This window comes from Pseudomonas sp. 14P5.3.2 (assembly GCF_057799175.1).
On sequence record NZ_JBYOKU010000015.1, the window covers coordinates 126,402 to 146,371 of the forward strand.

The window sequence follows — 19,970 nt, forward strand, 5'->3', positions numbered from 1 at the left end:
GAAACCAGAAAAGATCAATGATTGATATTTTTAACAACAAAGGTGTTGCATCATGTCGGTACCCCCGCGTGCCGTTCAGCTTAACGAAGCGAACGCGTTCCTTAAGGAACATCCTGAGGTTCTGTACGTTGACCTTCTGATTGCGGATATGAATGGTGTGGTGCGCGGCAAGCGCATCGAACGCACCAGCCTCCACAAGGTTTACGAGAAAGGCATAAACCTGCCGGCCTCTCTATTTGCTCTGGATATCAATGGTTCTACGGTGGAAAGCACCGGCCTGGGTCTGGACATCGGCGACGCCGACCGGATCTGCTATCCAATCCCCGATACCCTGTGCAACGAGCCATGGCAGAAGCGCCCTACCGCGCAACTGTTGATGACCATGCACGAACTCGAGGGTGACCCGTTCTTCGCCGATCCGCGCGAAGTGCTCCGTCAAGTTGTTGCAAAGTTTGACGAGCTGGGCTTGACCATCTGCGCCGCGTTCGAACTGGAGTTCTACCTGATCGACCAGGAAAACGTGAACGGCCGTCCACAGCCGCCACGCTCGCCGATCTCCGGCAAACGCCCGCACTCGACTCAGGTCTACCTGATCGACGACCTCGACGAATACGTCGACTGCCTCCAGGACATTCTGGAAGGTGCCAAGGAGCAAGGCATCCCCGCCGACGCCATCGTCAAGGAAAGTGCCCCGGCGCAGTTCGAAGTGAACCTGCACCACGTCGCCGACCCGATCAAGGCGTGCGACTACGCAGTCCTGCTCAAGCGTCTGATCAAGAACATCGCCTACGACCATGAAATGGACACCACCTTCATGGCCAAGCCGTATCCGGGCCAGGCGGGTAATGGTCTGCACGTCCATATCTCGGTGCTCGACAAAGATGGCAAGAACATCTTTGCAAGCGAGGATCCCGAGCAGAACGCCGCGCTGCGTCACGCGATCGGCGGTGTGCTCGAGACCCTGCCGGCGCAGATGGCTTTCCTCTGCCCGAACGTCAACTCGTACCGTCGCTTCGGCGCGCAGTTCTATGTGCCGAACTCGCCGTGCTGGGGCCTGGACAACCGCACCGTGGCGATCCGCGTACCGACCGGCTCTGCCGATGCCGTGCGTATCGAACACCGCGTGGCCGGCGCCGACGCCAACCCGTACCTGCTGATGGCTTCGGTCCTGGCCGGTGTGCATCACGGTCTGGTGAACAAGATCGAGCCAGGCGCTCCGGTCGAAGGCAACAGCTACGAGCAGAACGAACAAAGCCTGCCGAACAACTTGCGCGATGCCCTGCGCGAGCTGGACGACAGCGAGGTGATGGCCAAGTACATCGATCCGAAGTACATCGATATCTTCGTCGCCTGCAAGGAAAGCGAGCTGGAGGAGTTCGAACACTCCATCTCCGACCTTGAGTACAACTGGTATCTGCATACCGTTTAAGCGAATTGCGACCAGATAAAACGCCGTCGGCTGTCTTGGCCCACGGCGTTTTTTTTATGGCCGAATTCTGATCTGAATGGCCGCCTGCGGCGGTTCGGGAGCAAGCCCCCTCCCACAGGGGATCTACAGCGCATGGAGATCTTTTGTACGCAGAAGATCAACTGTGGGAGGGGGCTTGCTCCCGAAGGCGTCCTGGCAGACAACACACGGCTCGGCTCGTACAATGCCCGCTGCCCCGCAGGAGACTTCCATGACGCGTCCCGCCACCGTTCGCAAACCCCGTGCCCGCAGCCAGGCGCGGATCGACTCGATACTCGACGCCGCGCGTACGCTGCTGGCCGCCGAGGGTGTGGCCAGTCTGTCGATCTACAGCGTCGCCGAACGCGCGCAGATTCCGCCGTCCTCCGTGTATCACTTCTTCGCCAGCGTCCCGGCGCTGCTCGAAGCCTTGACTGCCGATGTGCACGCAGCCTTCCGCGCCTGCCTGCAAGCGCCGATCGATCACGAGGCGCTGCGCGACTGGCGTGACCTGTCGCGGCTGGTCGAGCAGCGCATGCTGGAGATCTATGACGAAGACGCCGCCGCCCGCCAGCTGATCCTCGCCCAGCACGGCCTCACCGAAGTGACCCAGGCCGACCGCCAGCACGACATCGAACTCGGCGACCTGATGCACAAACTGTTCGACCATCACTTCGAATTGCCACGCCTGCCCAGCGATGTCGATGTGTTCGCGCTGGCGATGGAACTGGGCGACCGCGTGTATGCGCGCTCGGTGCAGCAACACGGGCAGATCACCCCGCGCATGGCCGAGGAAGGGATGCGGGTGTTTGATGCCTATATCGGCCTGTATCTGCCGCCGTATCTACCCAAGAGAGTTCTCTAGCGCATTCACCGGCCCCTTCGCGAGCAAGCCCGCTCCCACAGGGGAACGCATTCCAAATGTAGGAGTGAGCCTGCTCGCGATGGCAGCGCCGCCGATTCAAATCCGTGCACAAAAAGAAAAACCCCGAAGGGCTCACGCCCTCCGGGGTTTGTTTTTTTCCACAGGCTTACAACTTGGCGATCGACACCTCGGTGGATTTCACGAAGGCGATCACCTCACTGCCCACCACCAGTTCCAGCTCCTTGACCGAGCGGGTGGTGATCACTGAAGTGACGATGCCGGAAGCGGTCTGCACGTCGATTTCCGACAGTACGTCGCCGAGAACGATCTCCTTGATCGAGCCTTTGAACTGGTTGCGCACGTTGATGGCTTTGATAGTCATGGCTTTGATTCCTGTCGTTGGTTGTAACTTGAGTTATTGAGCCCAACGCAATTGCGTAGGCAGTGGTGAAACAGGTTCCGGCTCCGGCGGCTCGCCGGGCAGGGACAGAACACGGTTGAGCACTTCGGTTTCCAGCGCCGCCAGTCGGTGCGATCCGCGCACTCGCGGACGGGGCAACTCCACTTGCAGGTCGAGGCCGACTTCACCGTCCTCGATCAGAATCACCCGGTCGGCGATCGCCACCGCTTCGCTGACGTCGTGGGTCACCAACAGCACGGTGAACCCATGCTTCTGCCAGAGGCGTTCGATCAGTTGCTGCATCTCGATCCGGGTCAGCGCATCCAGCGCACCCAGCGGCTCGTCGAGCAGCAACAGGCGCGGTTGGTGGATCAGCGCCCGGGCCAGCGCCACGCGCTGCTTCTGCCCACCGGACAAGGCTGCCGGCCATTCATGGGCGCGATCCGCCAGACCGACGGATTCCAGCGCTTCCAGTGCTTGCGGGCGCCAGTTGCCTTTAAGGCCGAGACCGACGTTGTCGATGATCTTTTTCCACGGCAGCAGCCGTGCCTCCTGGAACATCAGCCGGGTGTCTTCCCGCGCATCGCTGAGCCGTGCGGCACCGGCCAGCAGGTCGCCGCCAGTCGGTTGATCGAGGCCGGCGAGCAAGCGCAGGAAGGTGCTCTTGCCGCACCCGCTGCGCCCGACCACGGCGACGAATTGCCCCGCCGGAATGTGTAGGTCGATGTCGCGCAGCACCCGCCGCGCACCGAAGGTTTTCTGCAGATTGCGCACCACCAGCGGGATCCCGCGCAGCAGGCGTGGAGGTTGTTGAGCGGTCATGCCGCACCTCCCTTGGCCACCTGATACGCCGGATGCCAGCGCAGCCACACACGCTCAAGTCCACGGGCGGCGAGGTCAGCGAGCTTGCCGAGTACCGCGTAAAGCAGGATCGCCAGCACCACCACATCGGTCTGCAAAAACTCGCGGGCGTTCATCGCCAGATAGCCGATGCCGGAGCTGGCCGAGATGGTTTCGGCGACTATCAGCGTCAACCACATGAAACCCAGGGCGAAGCGCACCCCGACCAGAATCGAAGGCAGCGCGCCCGGCAGAATCACCTGCCAGAACAGGCTGAAACCGCTCAAGCCATAACTGCGCGCCATCTCCACCAGCGCCGGATCGACGTTACGGATGCCGTGATAGGTGTTGAGGTAAATCGGGAACAACGTGCCCAGTGCGACCAGGAAAATCTTCGCCGACTCGTCGATGCCGAACCACAGGATCACCAGTGGAATCAGCGCCAGGTGCGGCACGTTGCGGATCATCTGTACCGAGCTGTCGAGCAGGCGTTCGCCCCACTTCGACAGGCCGGTGATGAAACCCAGCGCCAGACCGATGCTGCCACCGATGGTGAAGCCCAGCGCCGCGCGCCAGCCGCTGATTGCCAGGTGGGTCCAGATCTCGCCGCTGCGCACCAGACTGACACCGGCCTCGATCACTGCCACCGGTGCCGGCAGGATCCGCGTCGACAACCAACCGGCCGACACCGACAACTGCCACACCGCCAGCAGGAGCACCGGCAACGCCCAGGGCGCGAGGCTGTGGATAATTTTCTTCATGGCGCGCCTCAGCTCTGCGACGCGGCTTTGGGAAGAATGTCGTTGGCCACCATCTCGCCGAACGGGCTCACGTAACCGGCGCTTTTTGGCAGTTCCGGGCGCTCGATGTCGAGGTGCGGGAACAGCAGTTCAGCGACGCGATACGACTCTTCGAGGTGTGGATAACCGGAGAAGATGAACGTATCGATGCCCAGATCCGCGTACTCCTTCACGCGGGCGGCCACGGTCGGGCCATCGCCGACCAGTGCAGTACCGGCACCGCCACGCACCAGACCGACGCCGGCCCACAGATTCGGGCTGACTTCGAGGTTGTCGCGACTGCCGCCGTGCAGCGCCGCCATGCGTTGCTGGCCGACCGAATCGAAGCGCGCCAGCGATGCCTGCGCACGCTTGATGGTGTCGTCGTCCAGATGCGAGATCAGCCGGTCTGCCGCTTGCCAGGCTTCGGCGTTGGTTTCCCGCACGATCACATGCAGACGAATGCCGAAGCGCACGGTACGCCCGAGCTTGGCGGCTTTGGCGCGCACCTGCTCGATCTTCTCGGCGACGGCCGCTGGCGGCTCGCCCCAGGTCAGCACCATCTCGACCTGTTCGGCGGCCAGATCCTGCGCCGCTTCCGACGAGCCGCCGAAGTACAGCGGCGGACGCGGTTGCTGGATCGGCGGATAGAGCAGCTTGGCGCCTTTCACGCTGATGTGTTCGCCGTCGTAATCGACGGTTTCGCCTTCCAGCACCCGACGCCAGATGCGGGTGAATTCCACCGAGGCTTGATAGCGCTCTTCGTGGTTGAGGAACAGACCATCACCGGCCAACTCTTCCGGATCGCCACCGGTCACCAGGTTGAACAGCGCACGACCGCCGGACAGACGATCCAGCGTAGCTGCCTGCCGCGCCGCCACCGTCGGGGAAATGATCCCGGGGCGCAGGGCGACAAGGAACTTCAGACGCTGGGTCACCGGGATCAGCGACGCGGCGACCAGCCACGAGTCTTCGCAGGAGCGGCCGGTGGGAATCAGCACGCCGCCAAAACCCAGACGATCCGCCGCTTGCGCGACCTGTTGCAGATAACCGTGGTCAACGGCGCGTGCGCCTTCGGCGGTGCCAAGGTAATGGCCGTCGCCGTGGGTAGGCAGGAACCAGAAGATGTTGAGGCTCATGGAGTGGTCTCCTTGGGGATTCGATTTACTGGGCTTGGGTAACCGAGCTTTGGGCCACAGCGGCCGGTGGTGTCCAGATCACATCCTTGATGCTCAACGGCTTGGGAATCAGCTTGAGCTGGTAGAAGGTGTCGGCGATTTTCTGTTGCGCGGCGACCACGTCCGGGGTCAGGAACAGCGCACCGTAGCCCTGGCGTTTCACCGAGGTCAGGGTGATCTCCGGCGACAGGCCGAGCAGCGGCGCGACCTGTTGGGTCACGTCCTGCGGGTTGGCCTTGGACCACTCGCCCACCGCGCGCACTTCCTCGACGAGGGTCTTGATCACCTCGGGATTTTTCTGCGCGTAAGGTTTGGTCGCGAGATAGAACTGGTGGTTGTCGACGATGCCTTTGCCGTCACGCAGGGTGTGCGCCTGCAGCTGGTTTTCGGCAGCGGCCTGGTACGGATCCCAGATCACCCAGGCATCGACGCTGCCACGCTCGAACGCGGCGCGGGCATCGGCCGGCGGCAGGAATACGGTCTGGATATCGGAGTATTTGAGACCGGCGTCTTCCAGCGCGCGCACCAGCAGGTAGTGCACGTTGGAGCCTTTGTTCAGGGCGACTTTCTTGCCCTTCAGATCGGCCACCGATTTGATCGGCGAGTCTTTCGGCACAAGGATCGCTTCGCTGGTCGGTGCTGGCGGTTCGTAGGCAACGTAGAGCAGATCGGCGCCCGCCGCTTGGGCAAACACTGGTGGCGTCTCACCGGTGACGCCGAAGTCGATCGAGCCGACGTTCAGGCCCTCGAGCAGTTGTGGGCCGCCGGGGAATTCAGTCCATTGCACGTCCACGCCTTGTGCGGCCAGACGCTTTTCCAGAGTGCCTTTGGCTTTGAGCAGCACCAGCGTGCCGTATTTTTGATAACCGATCCGCAAGGTCTCGGCTTGAGCTTGAGTAATGGCGCCGAAGGACACAGCCGCAGCAAACAGAGCGACCAGACCGCGACGCAAAAATACAGTGCGCATAGCGCTCTCCTTTTTGCTGTTGGGTTGTGGCTGCACCTGCTTGCCCGTTGGCGGGCGAGTAAGGCCAGTACTTCAATTCCGGTGAGGCTTAAATGCTCCAGCGAGCACTCAACAAACGTTCATTCAACAGCCCCGGCTCCAGCGGCTTCGGCCGGCGAGCCATGGCACTGACAAACTGATCCAGCGCTTCATGCAGACGCTGCTCCAGCGCGGGTGCCAGTTGCGCCGCGGCACTGCCTTCGCCGTAAGCGATCTGGCTGTCCTCGGCAAAAATTCCTTGCAGCATTTCCTGCGCCTTCAATGCCGACAGAACCGGTTTGAGCGCGTAATCGACCACCAGCATGTGGGCGATACTGCCGCCCGTGGCCATCGGCAAAACGATCTTGTGGTTCAGGGCGCGTTCCGGCAGCAGATCCAGTACGGTTTTCAGCGCACCGGAAAACGACGCCTTGTACACCGGCGTGGCGATCAGCAGGCCATCGGCGTTTTCAATCTGCGCCAGCAGGTCGAGTACTTTCGGGCTATCGAAGCGGGCATGGAGCAGATCTTCGGCCGGGAAGTCCCGCACCTGATAACTCACCACTTCGACCCCTTGCTGCCGCAACCAGTGTTGCGAGCGTTCCAGCAGCACCCCGGAACGGGAGCGCAGGCTGGGACTGCCACCGAGTGAGACGACCAGCATTCAGACGATTCCTTACGCGTTACAGGCGATTCGCGGGTTGCGATCTCGCTTCGATGGGAGTGACCTTACCAGCTGATTTATATATCCATAAATCATATTTATTCATTTGGTTATGCGTTTTAGAGATATGTTATTTGCTTTGTTCCGGGCAAAAAAACAGGCCGTGAAAACGGCCTGAAATTCCCTGCTTTGTGGTTCTGAATTTTGTGTCGGCTGTGCCGACGCCTTCGCGAGCAAGCCCGCTCCCACATTTGGAATGCGTTCCCCTGTGGGAGCGGGCTTGCTCGCGAAGGCGGCGGTAGCTACAGCCCAAATTTCACTGATTCACTTGTTCGGTTGCGGCGTCAGACGCAGGTACGGCTTCACGGCGCGATAACCTTTCGGGAAACGCCGCTTGATCTCTTCCTCATCCTTCAACGACGGCACGATCACCACTTCATCACCGTCCTGCCAGTTGGCCGGGGTCGCCACCTTGTAGTTGTCGGTGAGTTGCAGCGAATCGATCACCCGCAGGATCTCGTGGAAGTTGCGCCCGGTACTCGCCGGGTAGGTGATGGTCAGGCGAATCTTCTTGTTCGGATCGATCACGAACAGCGAACGTACGGTCAGGGTGTCGTTGGCGTTCGGATGGATCAGGTCGTAGAGGTCGGAAACCTTGCGATCGGCGTCGGCCAGGATCGGGAAGTTGACGAGGGTGTTCTGGGTTTCGTTGATGTCCTCAATCCACTTGTGGTGCGAGTCCACCGGGTCAACCGACAAGGCGATGGCTTTGACCCCGCGCTTGCTGAACTCATCCTTGAGCTTGGCGGTGAAGCCCAGCTCGGTGGTGCACACCGGGGTGAAGTCGGCCGGGTGGGAGAACAGCACGCCCCAGCTATCGCCCAGCCACTCGTGAAAACGAATCTTGCCGGCGCTGGAATCCTGTTCGAAGTCGGGGGCGATGTCGCCGAGTCTGAGGCTCATGGTGCTGCTCCTGATGAGTTGTTGGAGAACTCAACTGTAGCTCGGGATTCGACATCATGAAAAAGAATAAATAAATAGATATCTAGAATCTAAAGGAATATTAAACATCGTTCACTGGACGCTCGACGGCATCGCGACGAACATCGTTCTCAAGGTTCGAGAAGGCCTTGAGTTGTTGCAAAGAGGGAATTTCGGGACAGGCTTACGGGGGTGAGCCTGACTCGAAAACGCAAAAGCCCCGTCCGGCACGGTGCCGGACGGGGCTTTTTTTTACATCAGCAGTTTGAACGCGCTATTACAGCAGCGGGATCGAGTAGCTGACGATCAGGCGGTTTTCGTCCTGGGAACGGGTGTTCGCCAGATCGGTACGCCACATCGCGTTTTTCCAGGCTACGCCGAGGTTCTTCAGCGGGCCTTCCGGGATTACGTAACCGATGGTCAGGTCGCGTTCCCACTCCATCTTGTCGCCCAGCGGGGTGTCGATGTTATCGCCACGCAGGTAGATCACGTTGGCGGTCAGGCCAGGAACGCCGATCTTGGCGAAATCGTAGCCGTAGCGAGCCTGCCAGGTTCGCTCACCGGCGCGACCGAACTTCTGGATCTGCATGTCGGTGATGGTGCTGTTGGACGAGCCGTCACCCTGGTTCAGCCAAGGGAAGTCGCTGTCGCCGTTGGTGTACTGGTAACCCGCACCGAAGGTGTGACCTTCAACCGAGTACAAAGCCAGGTAGCTGTACAGGTTGTTGTCGACTTTGCCCTTGGTGGTAGTGCCACCGTAGTAACCGCTGGTGTAGTAAGCGGCAGTGTCACCGTTGGCACCGTTGTCACGGCTGCGGTAGTAACGCAGGTCACTTTTCAGTACGCCCGGGCCGATTGCCCAGTTATGTACCAGACCCAGGAAGTTCTGCGAGTAGAAGTCCTTCAGCTCGCCGTAGTAGTACGAGGCGGTCAGGTCTTTGGTGATTTTGTAGTCAGCGCCGCCGTAGTAGAACTTGTTGCTGAATTTGCCAGCATCATAGTTCGAGTTTTGGTTTGCACCGGCAATCGACATGTTTTCGTTGTTGCTGGAGTTACGACCCTTCACGGCCTCAACCTGACCGGCAGTCAGTGTCAGGTCCTTGATTTCGTTCGAAGTGATCGCCGCACCCTGGAAGGTTTGTGGCAGCAGACGACCATCGTTGTACTTGATGACCGGGTTGTTCGGCAGCAGAGTACCGACCTTCAGCTCGGTTTGAGAGACTTTGACCTTGCCGGTCAGGCCCAGGCTGGCGAAATCATCTACAGCACGGTCGCCATCGCTTGGGAATACAGTACCGCCCGAAGCAGTACCGGTGTAGTTGCCATGGGTACCGCGACCGGAGTCCAGACGCACGCCATACAGGCCGATAGCATCAACACCGAACTGAACGGTGCCTTGGGTGTAACCGGAGATGAAGCGCAGATCGAAACCCTGGCCCCATTCGGAGTTCTGACTGCGGGTGTTCGACGTCTTCGATGGCGTGCCATCACGGTTGTCGGTGTCGATGTAGAAGTTGCGCAGGCCCAGAGTGGCCTTGCTGTCTTCGATGAAACCGGCGGCGCCTGCCTGCTGCGCCAAAACCCCTACGGCCACAGCCAGGGCCAAGGTGGACTTGTTCATGTAAAGCTCCTCTCGTTTCTAATTCTTGTGTTCCTGGTCCTGGTCGAATGCCCGGATCCGTAGGTTCGCGATTAGCGCCAGAGCGTGACTGACAAGTCAATCGTAACCTTGTGTGTCTACGACCAAGGTCTAATCGCAGTATTTGGGTCCCTGCACAGTACTGACTTTCCTGATAACCCCAAAAAGAATTATTTCATTCTTTTTTATACTATCTAGCTATATGGCCCAGTAATGGCCACCTGCAGCGCAACACAGGATATCGGCTACTAAGCTAATTACTAAATGGTATTTGTTCGCCCTTTTTTAGATCGCTTAGCGTTGACGTATGCAAATCACGTCAAACCCTATCCAAAAGGCGACGCCATCATGGCCAAACGGGCACTATCTAGTCAATTTGTTACAGTTTGTGTGTCAGCGATAATTTCTTTCTCCGCTCAAGCCGCCAACCTCACGGTGGGTTATCAAACCGGTATCGACCCGAGCAAAGTCCCTCAGGCCGACGGTACTTACGAAACCACCATCGGCCAGAAGATCGACTGGCGACGCTTCAATAGTGGCCCGGAAGTTGTGACAGCCATCGCATCGGGCGATGTGCAGATCGGCAATCTCGGCTCCAGCCCTTTGGCAGCGGCCGCCTCACGCAATCTGCCGATCGTCGCCTTCATTGTTTCAGCGCAGATCAATGCCGCCGAGGCCTTGGTGGTGCGTAATGGCAGCGGCATCAATAGCCCTCAGGATCTGGTCGGCAAGACCATCGCCACGCCCTTCGTTTCCACGTCCCATTACAGCCTGCTCGGCGCACTCAAGCACTGGGGCCTGGACACCTCGAAAGTCAAAGTGGTGAACCTGCAACCGGCGGAAATCGCTGCGGCATGGAAGCGTGGCGACATCGACGGCGCATTTGTCTGGTCACCGGCACTGGGCGAAATCCGCAAGACCGGCAAGACCCTGACCGATGCTGCACAAGTCGGCCAATGGGGCGCCCCGACGTTCGAAGTCTGGGTCGCACGCAAGGACTACGCCGAGAAGCATCCTGAGGTGGTGGCCAAATTTGCCAAGGTCACTCTAGACGCGTTTGCCGATTACGCCAGCCATAAAGACAGCTGGACCGCCGAATCCGAGCCGGTACAGAAAATCGCCAAATTGACCGGTGCCAACGCCGCCGATGTGCCGGAACTGCTCGCCGGTTCGGCGTTCCCGGACGCCAAGGCGCAGCAATCCACCGCGTTGCTGGACGGCGGCACGGCGAAGGCGATTGGTGAAACCGCGAAGTTTTTGAAGGAACAGGGCAAGGTTGAAACGGTGCTGCCGGACTATTCGCCGTATGTCAGCGCGAAGTTTGTAACTGAATAAAGATACATATGTGGCGAGGGAGCTTGCTCCCGCTGGAGGCCGAAGGACTCCCAATTCCGGCAAACACCGGTTTGGGGCCGCTTCGCAGCCCAGCGGGAGCAAGCTCCCTCACCACAAGAATCACTCGCTAATCGTCAGAGGGTCTTTTCGAAGATCTTCGAGTTGCGCTGATAGTTGTACAGCGACGCCCGCGCCGCCGGCAGGCGCTCGACGCTGCTAGGCTCGAAGCCACGCTCGCGGAACCAGTGCGCCGTGCGGGTAGTGAGGACGAACAGGGTCTTCAACCCTTGCGCCCGGGCACGGGTCTCGATGCGCTCAAGCAGCTCATCGCCGCGACCACCATGGCGATACTCCGGATTCACCGCCAGGCACGCCAGCTCACCGGCATCCGAATCGGCGATCTGATACAGCGCCGCACAGGCGATGATCATCCCTTCACGCTCGACCACGCTGAACTGCTCGATCTCGCGCTCCAGCACTTCGCGCGAACGGCGCACCAGAATCCCCTGCTCTTCCAGCGGACTGATCAGGTCAAGCAAACCGCCGACGTCTTCAATCGCCGCCTCGCGCACCAGTTCGAATTGCTCCTGGGCCACCAGCGTACCGCCACCGTCACGGGTGAACAGTTCGGTCAGCAGCGCACCGTCCTCGGCATAACTGACGATATGGCTGCGCGCCACGCCGCCACGGCAGGCTTCGGCGGCGGCATCCAGCAATTCCGCCTGATAGTTGTTGCCCAGACGTTGCAAATGCGCCGGCACCTGCTGCGGACGCAGTTCGCGCACCAGTTTGCCGTTCTCGTCGATCAGACCGAGGTCGGCGCCGAACAGCAGCAGCTTGTCGGCACCGAGGTCGATGGCGGCGCGGGTAGCGACGTCTTCGCAGGCCAGATTGAAAATTTCACCGGTCGGCGAATAACCCAGCGGCGATAGCAGCACGATCGAACGCTCGTCCAGCAGACGGTTGATACCTTTGCGATCGACCCGGCGCACTTCGCCGGTGTGGTGATAGTCGACGCCTTCGAGCACGCCGATCGGCCGCGCGGTCACCAGGTTGCCGCTGGCCACGCGCAGACGCGAACCCTGCATCGGCGACGAAGCCATGTCCATCGACAGCCGCGCTTCGATGGCGATGCGCAACTGGCCGACCGCGTCGATCACACATTCCAGCGTCGCCGCGTCGGTGATGCGCATGCCGTGATGGTAGTGCGGAGTCAGGCCGCGGGCGGCGAGACGGGTTTCAATCTGCGGGCGCGAACCGTGGACCAGCACCAGGCGCACCCCGAGGCTGTGCAACAGCACCAGGTCGTGGACGATATTGCCGAAGTTCGGATGCTCCACGCCGTCGCCGGGCAGCATGACGACGAAGGTGCAGTCGCGGTGGGCATTGATGTAAGGGGACGCGTGACGAAGCCAATTAACGTATTCGGGCATGAACCTGGGCCTGTAATAAATAGCAGCCGGAAAAAGGGCGAAACGGAAAACGCACAGCGGGCTGATGGTTATCGTCGGAACAGGCTTGGCGACACGCGCGCTCTCCTCATGAATACGGGTTGGGGTGCTGGCAATTTACAGCGTTTGGTCAGACAAAACACAATCCCTGTGGGAGCGAGCTTGCTCGCGAAAGCGGTGTATCAGATACATCAATGTCGACTGACCCGACGCCTTCGCGAGCAAGCTCGCTCCCACATCGACATTGTTCAATTCATAGAACTTTGTCCGGGCTCAGGCAGTAATGTTCAATCAACTGCCGCAATAGATGCACGGTAGGCTGCAAACGTGACATTTCAAGGTATTCGCCGGGCTGGTGCGCACAGGCAATGTCGCCGGGGCCGAGCACGATGGTTTCGCAACCCAGGCGCTGAAGATAAGGCGCTTCGGTGCCGAACGCTACTGCTTCGGCACTGTGACCGGTGAGCTTTTCGGCGATGCGCACCAATTCGGTGTCTGCGGCCTGCTCGAATGGCGGCACTTCCGGGAACAACGGCTTGTAATCGATCTTCACCTGATGCCGTTCGGCCACCGGATTGAGCTTGCGCAGGATTTCCGCACGCAGGACATTGGGGTCCATGCCCGGCAGCGGACGCAGGTCGAACTCCAGTGAACACTGGCCGCAAATGCGATTCGGGTTGTCGCCGCCATGAATACAGCCGAAGTTCATGGTCGGTTGCGGCACGCTGAACTGCGGGTTGTTGAATTCACGCTGCCACAACAGACGCAAACCGCGCAGTTCGCCGATGGCATCATGCATCGCTTCGAGGGCGCTGTGGCCCAGGCGCGGATCCGACGAATGGCCGCTTTGCCCGAGGATGTCGATGCGCTCCATCATCACACCTTTATGCAGGCGGATCGGTTTGAGCCCGGTCGGCTCGCCGATCACCGCCGCACGCCCCAGCGGCTTGCCGGCCTCGGCCAGTGCCCGGGCACCGGACATCGAGCTTTCTTCATCGCAGGTGGCGAGGATCAGCAGCGGTTGCTTGAACGGTTGATCGAGCAGCGGCTGCACGGCCTCGATGATCAGTGCGAAAAACCCCTTCATGTCGCAACTGCCCAGCCCGACCCAGCGGCCGTCGACCTCGGTGAGTTTCAGCGGATCGGTCTGCCACAGCGCATCGTCGTACGGCACCGTGTCGCTGTGCCCGGCCAATACCAGACCGCCGGGGCCGCTGCCGAAACTGGCGAGCAGGTTGAATTTGCCAGCGCTGACCTGCTGGATATCGCAGCTGAAGCCCAGATCGCCCAGCCAACCGGCAAGCAAATCGATCACCGCCCGGTTGGACTGATCCAGGCTCGGTTGGGTGCAACTGACCGACGGTGCGGCGATCAGTGCAGCGAACTGGTCTTGCATGGATGGCAAAGGCATCGCTGACTCCAACTCCCGATTTGAAGTCCATCATAGAGCCATCCGGCGCTCGGAATAAACCGCCGCAGGGCGTAGGAAGTTTGAGTCCTGTACACTGCACGGCCTTGGCAGCCACACATTCCCCCGGCTGCGCTCCCGATCCTGGATTTTCCGGCCATGCAGAAAGAAACCGAAATCAAACTCCGCGTCAGCCGCGAAACCCTCGCTGCCCTGCGCGAGCACCCGCTACTGAAGAAACGCAACAAAAATGGCTGGGAACGCCGTGAGTTGATGAACCAGTACTTCGACACCCCCGAGCGCGATCTGGCTCAAGCCAAAGTCGCCCTGCGCCTGCGCAAGGACGGTGATGAAGTAATTCAGACCCTCAAGACCCGTGGTCAGAGTGTTGCCGGTCTGTCCGAGCGTAACGAGTACGACTGGAAGTTGCCCAAAGCCAAGCTCGACGTGAAGAAACTCGACGGCGAATGCTGGCCCGAGTCGCTGGCCGAGCTGGACAAGAAAACCCTGAAGCCGATCTTCACCACCGATTTCGTCCGCGAGCGCGCGGAAATCGCCTGGGGCCGCGGCAAGGCCAAAGTGGTTATTGAAGCCGCGCTGGACCTCGGTCACGTGGTGGTCGGCAAACAGAAAGAAGAAATCTGTGAGCTGGAACTGGAACTGCGCGAAGGCGAGCCTGCCGCGCTGCTGGAACTGGCCGCCGAACTGGCCGAGACCCTGGCCCTGATGCCGTGCGACATCAGCAAGGCCGAGCGCGGCTACCGTCTGTACGACGCCAACAGCTACTCGCTGAGCCTGCCGGCGCCGCAACTGACTCCGGAAACCCAACTCGACGACGCCTTCGCCGCGCTGGGCTGGCACTTGCTCGGCAGCAGCCAGCGTCTGGCTGAACAGTATCGTTTCAACGGCCACTGGCGCCTGCTGCAGGACTGGGTCGAGAACCTTGCGGAAATGCGCGCCCTGCTCAGCAGCCTCGGCCAGGCCGCACCGCGTCCGGCCACTCACGACCTGCGCGTGGCGCTGGACGCATTGCTCGAAGACTGGCGCCCGCTGGTTCAGGTCGGCATCGAAGACGAAGACGTGCGCAAAGCGGCGCCGGAACAGTTCCTTGAGGAGCTGGAAGACCCGCGTTGGGGTCTGTTCTCGCTGACTGCGTCGCGCTGGTTGCTGGCCCGCACCTGGACCGCCGAGCGCAACACCCGCGGCAACCGCCAGGGCGCCGCGCAACTGCACAGCTGGCTGCCGCGCCTGCTCGGCGAGGAAGCCACGTCCCTGCAACTGCAGCGTTATCAGCAGCAGCCGGAAGATCTGGCCGAGCAACTGCCGCGCATCGAACGCATCCAGGTCTGGCTGCACCATGCGCGTAACGTGCTGGAGATCGCGGAAATGGATCGCCTGTACGGCGAGCTGAACAAACTGGCGCAACTGGCCAACGAACCGACGATCACTGACGAACTGCTCGATGCGCGCAAGCAGCAGGCGATTGCGGTTTACCAGAATCGTGCGTGGAAAATGCTGCTGCGCATGTAATGCTCAGCAACACCTGAAAACTGTGGCGAGGGAGCTTGCTCCCGCTGGAGGCCGAAGGACTCCCGATTCCTGCAATTGCAGATTTTGGGGCCGCTTCGCAGCCCAGCGGGAGCAAGCTCCCTCGCCACAGAGGCCATCCGTGCTAGACCGGGAGGCTGGTCGTCGACTTGATCTCCGACAACGCCACAATCGAGTTCACTTCCTGAATCCCCGGCACCAGCGACAGCTTCTCGAAAAAAAACCGCTCATACGCCTCGATGTCCGCCGCGACAATCCGCAACAGAAAATCCACCGCGCCCATCAGCACATAACACTCCAGCACTTCCGGAAAACCGCGAATCGCCTCGGTGAATTCGGTGAAGTTCGAACGCCCGTGGGCGTTGAGTTTGATCTCGGCGAAGATCTGCGTGTTCAGGCCGATCTTCTTGCGCTCAAGCAAGGTCACCTGCCCGCGAATGATCCCCTCCTCCTTCATCCGCTGAATCCGCCGCCAGCACGGCGATTGCGACAGCCCCACCAGCTCGGCGATCTGCGCGCTGGACAGTGACGCATCCTCTTGCAGCAGGGCGAGAATCCGCCGGTCGTAGCTGTCCAGCTCGCTATGCATAACCAATCCTCAAAATAATCTTTTTGCGAATCGTTCCAGTCGAGCAATCCGCGAATCCGCTCATCTTAGACAAGAAATGCCCGACACCGAATGTAAAAATTCCTCCACTGACTCTGGAGACCGGACATGCCTCACCTCGAAGCCGTGAATACCCCTGCGCCCCGCGCCGATGTGTGGAACGTCAACAACGCCCACTGTTGTGCGCGTTATCAGCTGCTCGCCGAAGCCGAGCCGGATCTGCTGGTGCGGGTGCTGAACCTGTTCGCGCTGCAGTTCCTCACACCGCAGCAGGTCCACGCCGAACGGCTCGACGATCTGCTGTCGATCGACATCGTCATCGACGGGCTCAGTTGGCATCGCGCGCAGGTGATTGCGGAAAAACTTCGTAACCTGATCAGCGTCTGCTCGGTGAATCTGCAAAACGCCGACACGGCGTGGGCTGCGCCAGCCCAGGCGGCTGGCTGACAAATCCGGCAACGGCTTTGTCGGGTAGTGGCCCAACAGTCTGCGGGGCCACGACTATCCTTTGCGCACAGTCGTTCAAAAGGAGCCCGCATGTCCGTTCAACTTGCCACTCAGGACCGCTGGCTGGATCTCAACGATGTGTTGCGTGAACTGGTCGCCCAGGGCTTTATCAGCCAGGATTCGGCGGAGCAGGCGCTCAATGCCCGGCGCCGCCACGCGCCCCACGGCCAGCAGCATCCGCTGGAATTCATTGCCAGCCAGCAACTGGATGACCTCAGCCGTCCGGGCAAGCATCTGGATCTGGAAAGCCTGACCCTGTGGCTGGCGCAACAGGCCGGCCAGCCGTACATGCGCATCGACCCGTTGAAGATCAACGTTGCGGCGATCACCCCGCTGATGTCCTACGCCTTTGCCCAACGCCACAAGATTCTCGCGGTGGCGGTCGACCGCGACGCGGTGGTCGTGGCCAGCGCCCAGCCCTACGTCACCGGTTGGGAGGCTGACCTGACCCACGTGCTGAAGCTGCCGATCAAACGGGTCGTCGCCAACCCGGCGGATATCCAGCGTTTCAGCGTCGAGTTCTTCCGCCTCGCCAAATCGGTCAGCGGCGCCAGCAATGCCGACGCGCATAGCGGCAGCCTCGGCAACTTCGAACAACTGCTCAACCTCGGCGCCAGCGATCAGGAGCCGGACGCCAACGATGCGCACATCGTCAACATCGTCGACTGGCTGTTCCAGTACGCCTTCCAGCAGCGCGCCAGTGATATCCATATCGAACCGCGCCGCGAACAGGGCACCGTGCGTTTCCGCATTGATGGCGTGTTGCACAACGTCTATCAATTTCCGCCGCAGGTGACCATGGCCATTGTCAGCCGCCTGAAAAGCCTCGGGCGGATGAACGTCGCCGAGAAGCGCAAACCCCAGGACGGCCGGGTCAAGACCAAGACCCCGGACGGTGGCGAGGTGGAGCTGCGGCTCTCAACGTTGCCCACCGCGTTTGGCGAAAAAATGGTCATGCGGATTTTTGACCCGGAAGTACTGCTCAAGGACTTCGATCAGTTGGGTTTTTCCGCCGACGAACTGCGCCGCTGGCAGGACATGACCCGCCAACCCAACGGCATCATTCTGGTCACCGGGCCAACCGGTTCGGGCAAGACCACCACGCTCTACACCACGCTGAAGAAACTGGCGACGCCGGAGATCAACCTCTGCACCATCGAAGACCCGATCGAAATGGTCGAGCCGGCGTTCAACCAGATGCAGGTCCAGCACAACATCGACCTGAGTTTCGCCGCCGGGGTACGCGCGCTGATGCGGCAAGACCCGGACATCATCATGATCGGCGAGATCCGCGATCTGGAAACCGCGGAAATGGCGATTCAGGCAGCACTCACCGGCCACCTGGTGCTGTCGACCCTGCACACCAACGATGCCCCCAGCGCGATCAGTCGGCTATTGGAACTCGGCGTGCCGCACTATCTGATCAAGGCTACGGTGCTCGGGGTCATGGCCCAGCGTCTGGTGCGCACGCTGTGCCCGCACTGCAAGGCGCCGCTGACGCTGGAAGAGGAAGACTGGCAAACCCTGACCCGGCCCTGGCAGGCGCCGCTGCCGGGCAATGCGCAACGCGCTATCGGTTGCCTGGAGTGTCGCGACACCGGTTATCGCGGACGCGCCGGGGTCTACGAAATCATGCAATTGAGCGACAGCCTCAAGGCCTTCATCACCCCCGACGCCGACCTCACCGCGATCCGGCGGCAAGCCTTCAAGGAAGGCATGCGCAGCCTGCGCCTGTCGGGCGCACAAAAGGTTGCGGCGGGGCTGACCACCATTGAGGAGGTGCTGCGGGTAACACCGCAGAGCGAACAGAAATAACCGGCTACCAGTCGAGATCATTAATCTCGGCATTGGGTTTGATCCATAGCACCTGCCCATTTGGCACACGTTGCAGGATCGAGTAGTTGGGCTTCAGGGTCTCACCGGTGCGCACATTTTTCGCGGTATACGTCTGGCTCGACGTCATGCGCAATGTTTGCGGCTTGCCCTGGGCTGCCCGAGTGCCTCGGGGGTACCGCCAATCACCCAGCGCCATTGGATTGCTCAGTTGACCACTCCAATGCAGAGGATTGCGTTGCTGATCGAGCTCCACGGTCGCGGTCATCAACTCAATGCCCTGAATCGAAACGGACTCCGATGCCTGCCAATAGCTGACACTGTATTCGTTGCCCTGCTTCTGCACTCCACTCTTGGTTGGCCAGGCCAAACCGGCGACTTTTGCACCGGCGACCAAAGTACAGCCGTCAAACTGCCAGAGGTCGGGGCGCAACCGGGTTTCTTCGCTGAAGTTCACGGTCAGCAACGTGTCGCGGGCACAGGGCCAGCCATCAATTATCTGGTCACCGACGAGGCGCATCTCTCCGCTCGTCAGGTGATACATCTGCAGTGAAGAAACCCGCGCCCCCATGAGGGTTTGCGGCGCAGGAAACCTGGCAGTGTCCAGACTCGCCAGGCCATGGATCTGCGGTTGACCGTTCGCGTCCAGTGGATCGATGGTCATTAGATGCAACCACGTGCCCGCAGGCAATTTGAGACCCTCGACCTGAACCTCGTGCTTCAGTCTTAAATTGCGGGCAAGAGTGTCTGCGATGCTGCTGGTGATCTGGTTGATGGTCACACCGACAACCGATAGACAAAGCAGCCCCAGAACACTCACTTTGCGTGGATGACGCAACAGTGCACGACGCCACGTCGGCACACACAGCATGATCACCAGCACCGTGAGCCCGATAAAGGCCGCCGTGCATACTGTCCACACCATCACGTACATCAGAGAAATAAAAGCCAAGGCAGCGTCCATGCATGAAAAACCGGGGTGCATGGTGCCAAACTACCCTGCGTACCTCCAGCTCATCAGCTCCATGACTGAGCAGTCATGGAACCGGATCGGGTAAATGACGATCCAACGCCTTAGATAACCCCCAGGAGTCACTCAATCATGCGTCTCAAACTTGCTGTCGCGACCCTTGCCTTGCTGTCCCTTCCCGTTGGTTCAGCGATGGCCGACGGCTTTTGGCGTAACGTCATTTCCTCCGGTGCCACCACCGGTTCGACCTACCTGACCTTCAAGGATCACAAGCTGATCGTCGCCGCGCAGGACGACGCCGGCAGCTTCGTCGCCAGCGACGGCGGTATCCGCGGGCCGTACCTGGAAGCGGCGATGCAGAAAGTCCGCGCCGACAACCCGGGCCTGCAGGCCACCGACATGGAACTGGCGAATGCGATTCTGGCGAAGAATGCGGTGGAATCCGAGTAAGCCTTGCGCCGACAAAAATGCCGCTCGATCGAGCGGCATTTTTTTGCCCGTAATTCCGGATTCACCACGCCACCCTGTGGGAG

General features: G+C 60.5%; 19 protein-coding genes. 7 read left to right on the forward strand and 12 right to left on the reverse strand.

The genetic code is table 11. The features are described from left to right. The first annotated feature begins 52 nt into the window (after nt 1-52). Both AC27VU_RS14730 and AC27VU_RS14735 read left to right on the forward strand, forming a co-directional pair. Nucleotides 53-1,429 (forward strand): glutamine synthetase family protein, encoded by a 1,377-nt coding sequence (locus AC27VU_RS14730; RefSeq protein ID WP_003229254.1) that lies wholly within the window; start codon nt 53-55, stop codon nt 1,427-1,429. Nucleotides 1,430-1,679: 250 nt separating this feature from the next. After that, nucleotides 1,680-2,312 carry a TetR/AcrR family transcriptional regulator gene (locus tag AC27VU_RS14735; protein ID WP_045122665.1) on the forward strand — a complete coding sequence of 211 codons (633 nt, stop codon included), beginning with the start codon at nt 1,680-1,682 and terminating at the stop codon, nt 2,310-2,312. A gap of 166 nt (nt 2,313-2,478) precedes the next feature. On the opposite strand, the gene AC27VU_RS14740 is transcribed toward AC27VU_RS14735, so the two are convergent. The 8 genes from AC27VU_RS14740 to AC27VU_RS14775 form a co-directional block, all read right to left on the reverse strand. After that, the gene (locus tag AC27VU_RS14740; protein WP_003229256.1) at nt 2,479-2,694 is read right to left on the reverse strand and encodes a TOBE domain-containing protein; all 216 of its coding nucleotides are present in this window, start codon (nt 2,692-2,694) and stop codon (nt 2,479-2,481) included. A gap of 33 nt (nt 2,695-2,727) precedes the next feature. Next, nucleotides 2,728-3,534 (reverse strand): aliphatic sulfonates ABC transporter ATP-binding protein, encoded by an 807-nt coding sequence (gene ssuB / locus AC27VU_RS14745; protein ID WP_488724330.1) that lies wholly within the window; start codon nt 3,532-3,534, stop codon nt 2,728-2,730. After that, on the reverse strand, nt 3,531-4,313 hold the full coding sequence (gene ssuC / locus AC27VU_RS14750; protein WP_093429771.1) for an aliphatic sulfonate ABC transporter permease SsuC: 783 nt from the start codon (nt 4,311-4,313) through the stop codon (nt 3,531-3,533). Before ssuC ends, ssuB begins: the two co-directional genes overlap by 4 nt. An 8-nt stretch (nt 4,314-4,321) precedes the next feature. Next, the gene (ssuD, locus tag AC27VU_RS14755) at nt 4,322-5,470 is read right to left on the reverse strand and encodes an FMNH2-dependent alkanesulfonate monooxygenase (protein WP_003229262.1); all 1,149 of its coding nucleotides are present in this window, start codon (nt 5,468-5,470) and stop codon (nt 4,322-4,324) included. Between the two features lie 25 nt (nt 5,471-5,495). Further along, nucleotides 5,496-6,476 (reverse strand): sulfonate ABC transporter substrate-binding protein, encoded by a 981-nt coding sequence (locus tag AC27VU_RS14760; protein WP_338800272.1) that lies wholly within the window; start codon nt 6,474-6,476, stop codon nt 5,496-5,498. A gap of 88 nt (nt 6,477-6,564) precedes the next feature. Further along, complete coding sequence (ssuE, locus tag AC27VU_RS14765) at nt 6,565-7,158, reverse strand: NADPH-dependent FMN reductase (protein ID WP_003229266.1); 594 nt, start codon at nt 7,156-7,158, stop codon at nt 6,565-6,567. Nucleotides 7,159-7,482: 324 nt separating this feature from the next. Beyond that, nucleotides 7,483-8,121, reverse strand: a complete 639-nt coding sequence (locus AC27VU_RS14770; protein ID WP_103521769.1) for a peroxiredoxin — start codon at nt 8,119-8,121, stop codon at nt 7,483-7,485. Nucleotides 8,122-8,416: 295 nt separating this feature from the next. Continuing rightward, a complete protein-coding gene (locus AC27VU_RS14775) occupies nt 8,417-9,760 on the reverse strand; it encodes an OprD family porin (RefSeq protein WP_488724331.1) in 1,344 nt (447 codons plus the stop codon). Nucleotides 9,761-10,126: 366 nt separating this feature from the next. Here AC27VU_RS14775 and tauA point away from each other — a divergent pair, with 366 nt between their 5' ends. After that, complete coding sequence (gene tauA / locus AC27VU_RS14780) at nt 10,127-11,113, forward strand: taurine ABC transporter substrate-binding protein (protein WP_226500996.1); 987 nt, start codon at nt 10,127-10,129, stop codon at nt 11,111-11,113. Nucleotides 11,114-11,247: 134 nt separating this feature from the next. Here tauA and argA read toward each other — a convergent pair whose 3' ends face one another. Next, on the reverse strand, nt 11,248-12,546 hold the full coding sequence (gene argA / locus AC27VU_RS14785) for an amino-acid N-acetyltransferase (protein WP_003229273.1): 1,299 nt from the start codon (nt 12,544-12,546) through the stop codon (nt 11,248-11,250). Between the two features lie 271 nt (nt 12,547-12,817). Beyond that, complete coding sequence (gene argE, locus AC27VU_RS14790; protein ID WP_488724332.1) at nt 12,818-13,975, reverse strand: acetylornithine deacetylase; 1,158 nt, start codon at nt 13,973-13,975, stop codon at nt 12,818-12,820. Between the two features lie 156 nt (nt 13,976-14,131). Here argE and AC27VU_RS14795 point away from each other — a divergent pair, with 156 nt between their 5' ends. Continuing rightward, nucleotides 14,132-15,502: a CYTH domain-containing protein gene (locus tag AC27VU_RS14795; RefSeq protein WP_003229277.1), complete on the forward strand. Its 1,371-nt coding sequence runs from the start codon at nt 14,132-14,134 to the stop codon at nt 15,500-15,502. 142 nt (nt 15,503-15,644) lie between these two features. Here the strand turns inward: AC27VU_RS14795 and AC27VU_RS14800 are convergent, their stop codons facing one another. Beyond that, complete coding sequence (locus tag AC27VU_RS14800; protein WP_488724333.1) at nt 15,645-16,109, reverse strand: Lrp/AsnC family transcriptional regulator; 465 nt, start codon at nt 16,107-16,109, stop codon at nt 15,645-15,647. 126 nt (nt 16,110-16,235) lie between these two features. Here AC27VU_RS14800 and AC27VU_RS14805 point away from each other — a divergent pair, with 126 nt between their 5' ends. After that, a complete protein-coding gene (locus AC27VU_RS14805; RefSeq protein ID WP_003229279.1) occupies nt 16,236-16,574 on the forward strand; it encodes a hypothetical protein in 339 nt (112 codons plus the stop codon). 90 nt (nt 16,575-16,664) lie between these two features. Next, entirely contained in the window at nt 16,665-18,449 is a 1,785-nt protein-coding gene (gene tfpB, locus AC27VU_RS14810) for a type IV pilus assembly ATPase TfpB (RefSeq protein ID WP_488724334.1), read from the forward strand. 4 nt (nt 18,450-18,453) lie between these two features. Here the strand turns inward: tfpB and AC27VU_RS14815 are convergent, their stop codons facing one another. After that, nucleotides 18,454-19,431 carry a hypothetical protein gene (locus AC27VU_RS14815; protein ID WP_488724335.1) on the reverse strand — a complete coding sequence of 326 codons (978 nt, stop codon included), beginning with the start codon at nt 19,429-19,431 and terminating at the stop codon, nt 18,454-18,456. A 138-nt stretch (nt 19,432-19,569) separates the two neighbouring features. Here AC27VU_RS14815 and AC27VU_RS14820 point away from each other — a divergent pair, with 138 nt between their 5' ends. Next, entirely contained in the window at nt 19,570-19,887 is a 318-nt protein-coding gene (locus AC27VU_RS14820; protein WP_003229284.1) for a DUF2388 domain-containing protein, read from the forward strand. The last annotated feature ends 83 nt before the right edge of the window (nt 19,888-19,970 follow it).

Coding starts and splice junctions, on each gene's coding strand:
- AC27VU_RS14730 (WP_003229254.1), top strand. CDS start 53: ATGTCGGTACCCCCGCGTGCCGTTCAGCTTAACGAAGCGAACGCGTTC.
- AC27VU_RS14735 (WP_045122665.1), top strand. CDS start 1,680: ATGACGCGTCCCGCCACCGTTCGCAAACCCCGTGCCCGCAGCCAGGCG.
- AC27VU_RS14740 (WP_003229256.1), bottom strand. CDS start 2,694: ATGACTATCAAAGCCATCAACGTGCGCAACCAGTTCAAAGGCTCGATC.
- ssuB (WP_488724330.1), bottom strand. CDS start 3,534: ATGACCGCTCAACAACCTCCACGCCTGCTGCGCGGGATCCCGCTGGTG.
- ssuC (WP_093429771.1), bottom strand. CDS start 4,313: ATGAAGAAAATTATCCACAGCCTCGCGCCCTGGGCGTTGCCGGTGCTC.
- ssuD (WP_003229262.1), bottom strand. CDS start 5,470: ATGAGCCTCAACATCTTCTGGTTCCTGCCTACCCACGGCGACGGCCAT.
- AC27VU_RS14760 (WP_338800272.1), bottom strand. CDS start 6,476: ATGCGCACTGTATTTTTGCGTCGCGGTCTGGTCGCTCTGTTTGCTGCG.
- ssuE (WP_003229266.1), bottom strand. CDS start 7,158: ATGCTGGTCGTCTCACTCGGTGGCAGTCCCAGCCTGCGCTCCCGTTCC.
- AC27VU_RS14770 (WP_103521769.1), bottom strand. CDS start 8,121: ATGAGCCTCAGACTCGGCGACATCGCCCCCGACTTCGAACAGGATTCC.
- AC27VU_RS14775 (WP_488724331.1), bottom strand. CDS start 9,760: ATGAACAAGTCCACCTTGGCCCTGGCTGTGGCCGTAGGGGTTTTGGCG.
- tauA (WP_226500996.1), top strand. CDS start 10,127: ATGGCCAAACGGGCACTATCTAGTCAATTTGTTACAGTTTGTGTGTCA.
- argA (WP_003229273.1), bottom strand. CDS start 12,546: ATGCCCGAATACGTTAATTGGCTTCGTCACGCGTCCCCTTACATCAAT.
- argE (WP_488724332.1), bottom strand. CDS start 13,975: ATGCCTTTGCCATCCATGCAAGACCAGTTCGCTGCACTGATCGCCGCA.
- AC27VU_RS14795 (WP_003229277.1), top strand. CDS start 14,132: ATGCAGAAAGAAACCGAAATCAAACTCCGCGTCAGCCGCGAAACCCTC.
- AC27VU_RS14800 (WP_488724333.1), bottom strand. CDS start 16,109: ATGCATAGCGAGCTGGACAGCTACGACCGGCGGATTCTCGCCCTGCTG.
- AC27VU_RS14805 (WP_003229279.1), top strand. CDS start 16,236: ATGCCTCACCTCGAAGCCGTGAATACCCCTGCGCCCCGCGCCGATGTG.
- tfpB (WP_488724334.1), top strand. CDS start 16,665: ATGTCCGTTCAACTTGCCACTCAGGACCGCTGGCTGGATCTCAACGAT.
- AC27VU_RS14815 (WP_488724335.1), bottom strand. CDS start 19,431: ATGGACGCTGCCTTGGCTTTTATTTCTCTGATGTACGTGATGGTGTGG.
- AC27VU_RS14820 (WP_003229284.1), top strand. CDS start 19,570: ATGCGTCTCAAACTTGCTGTCGCGACCCTTGCCTTGCTGTCCCTTCCC.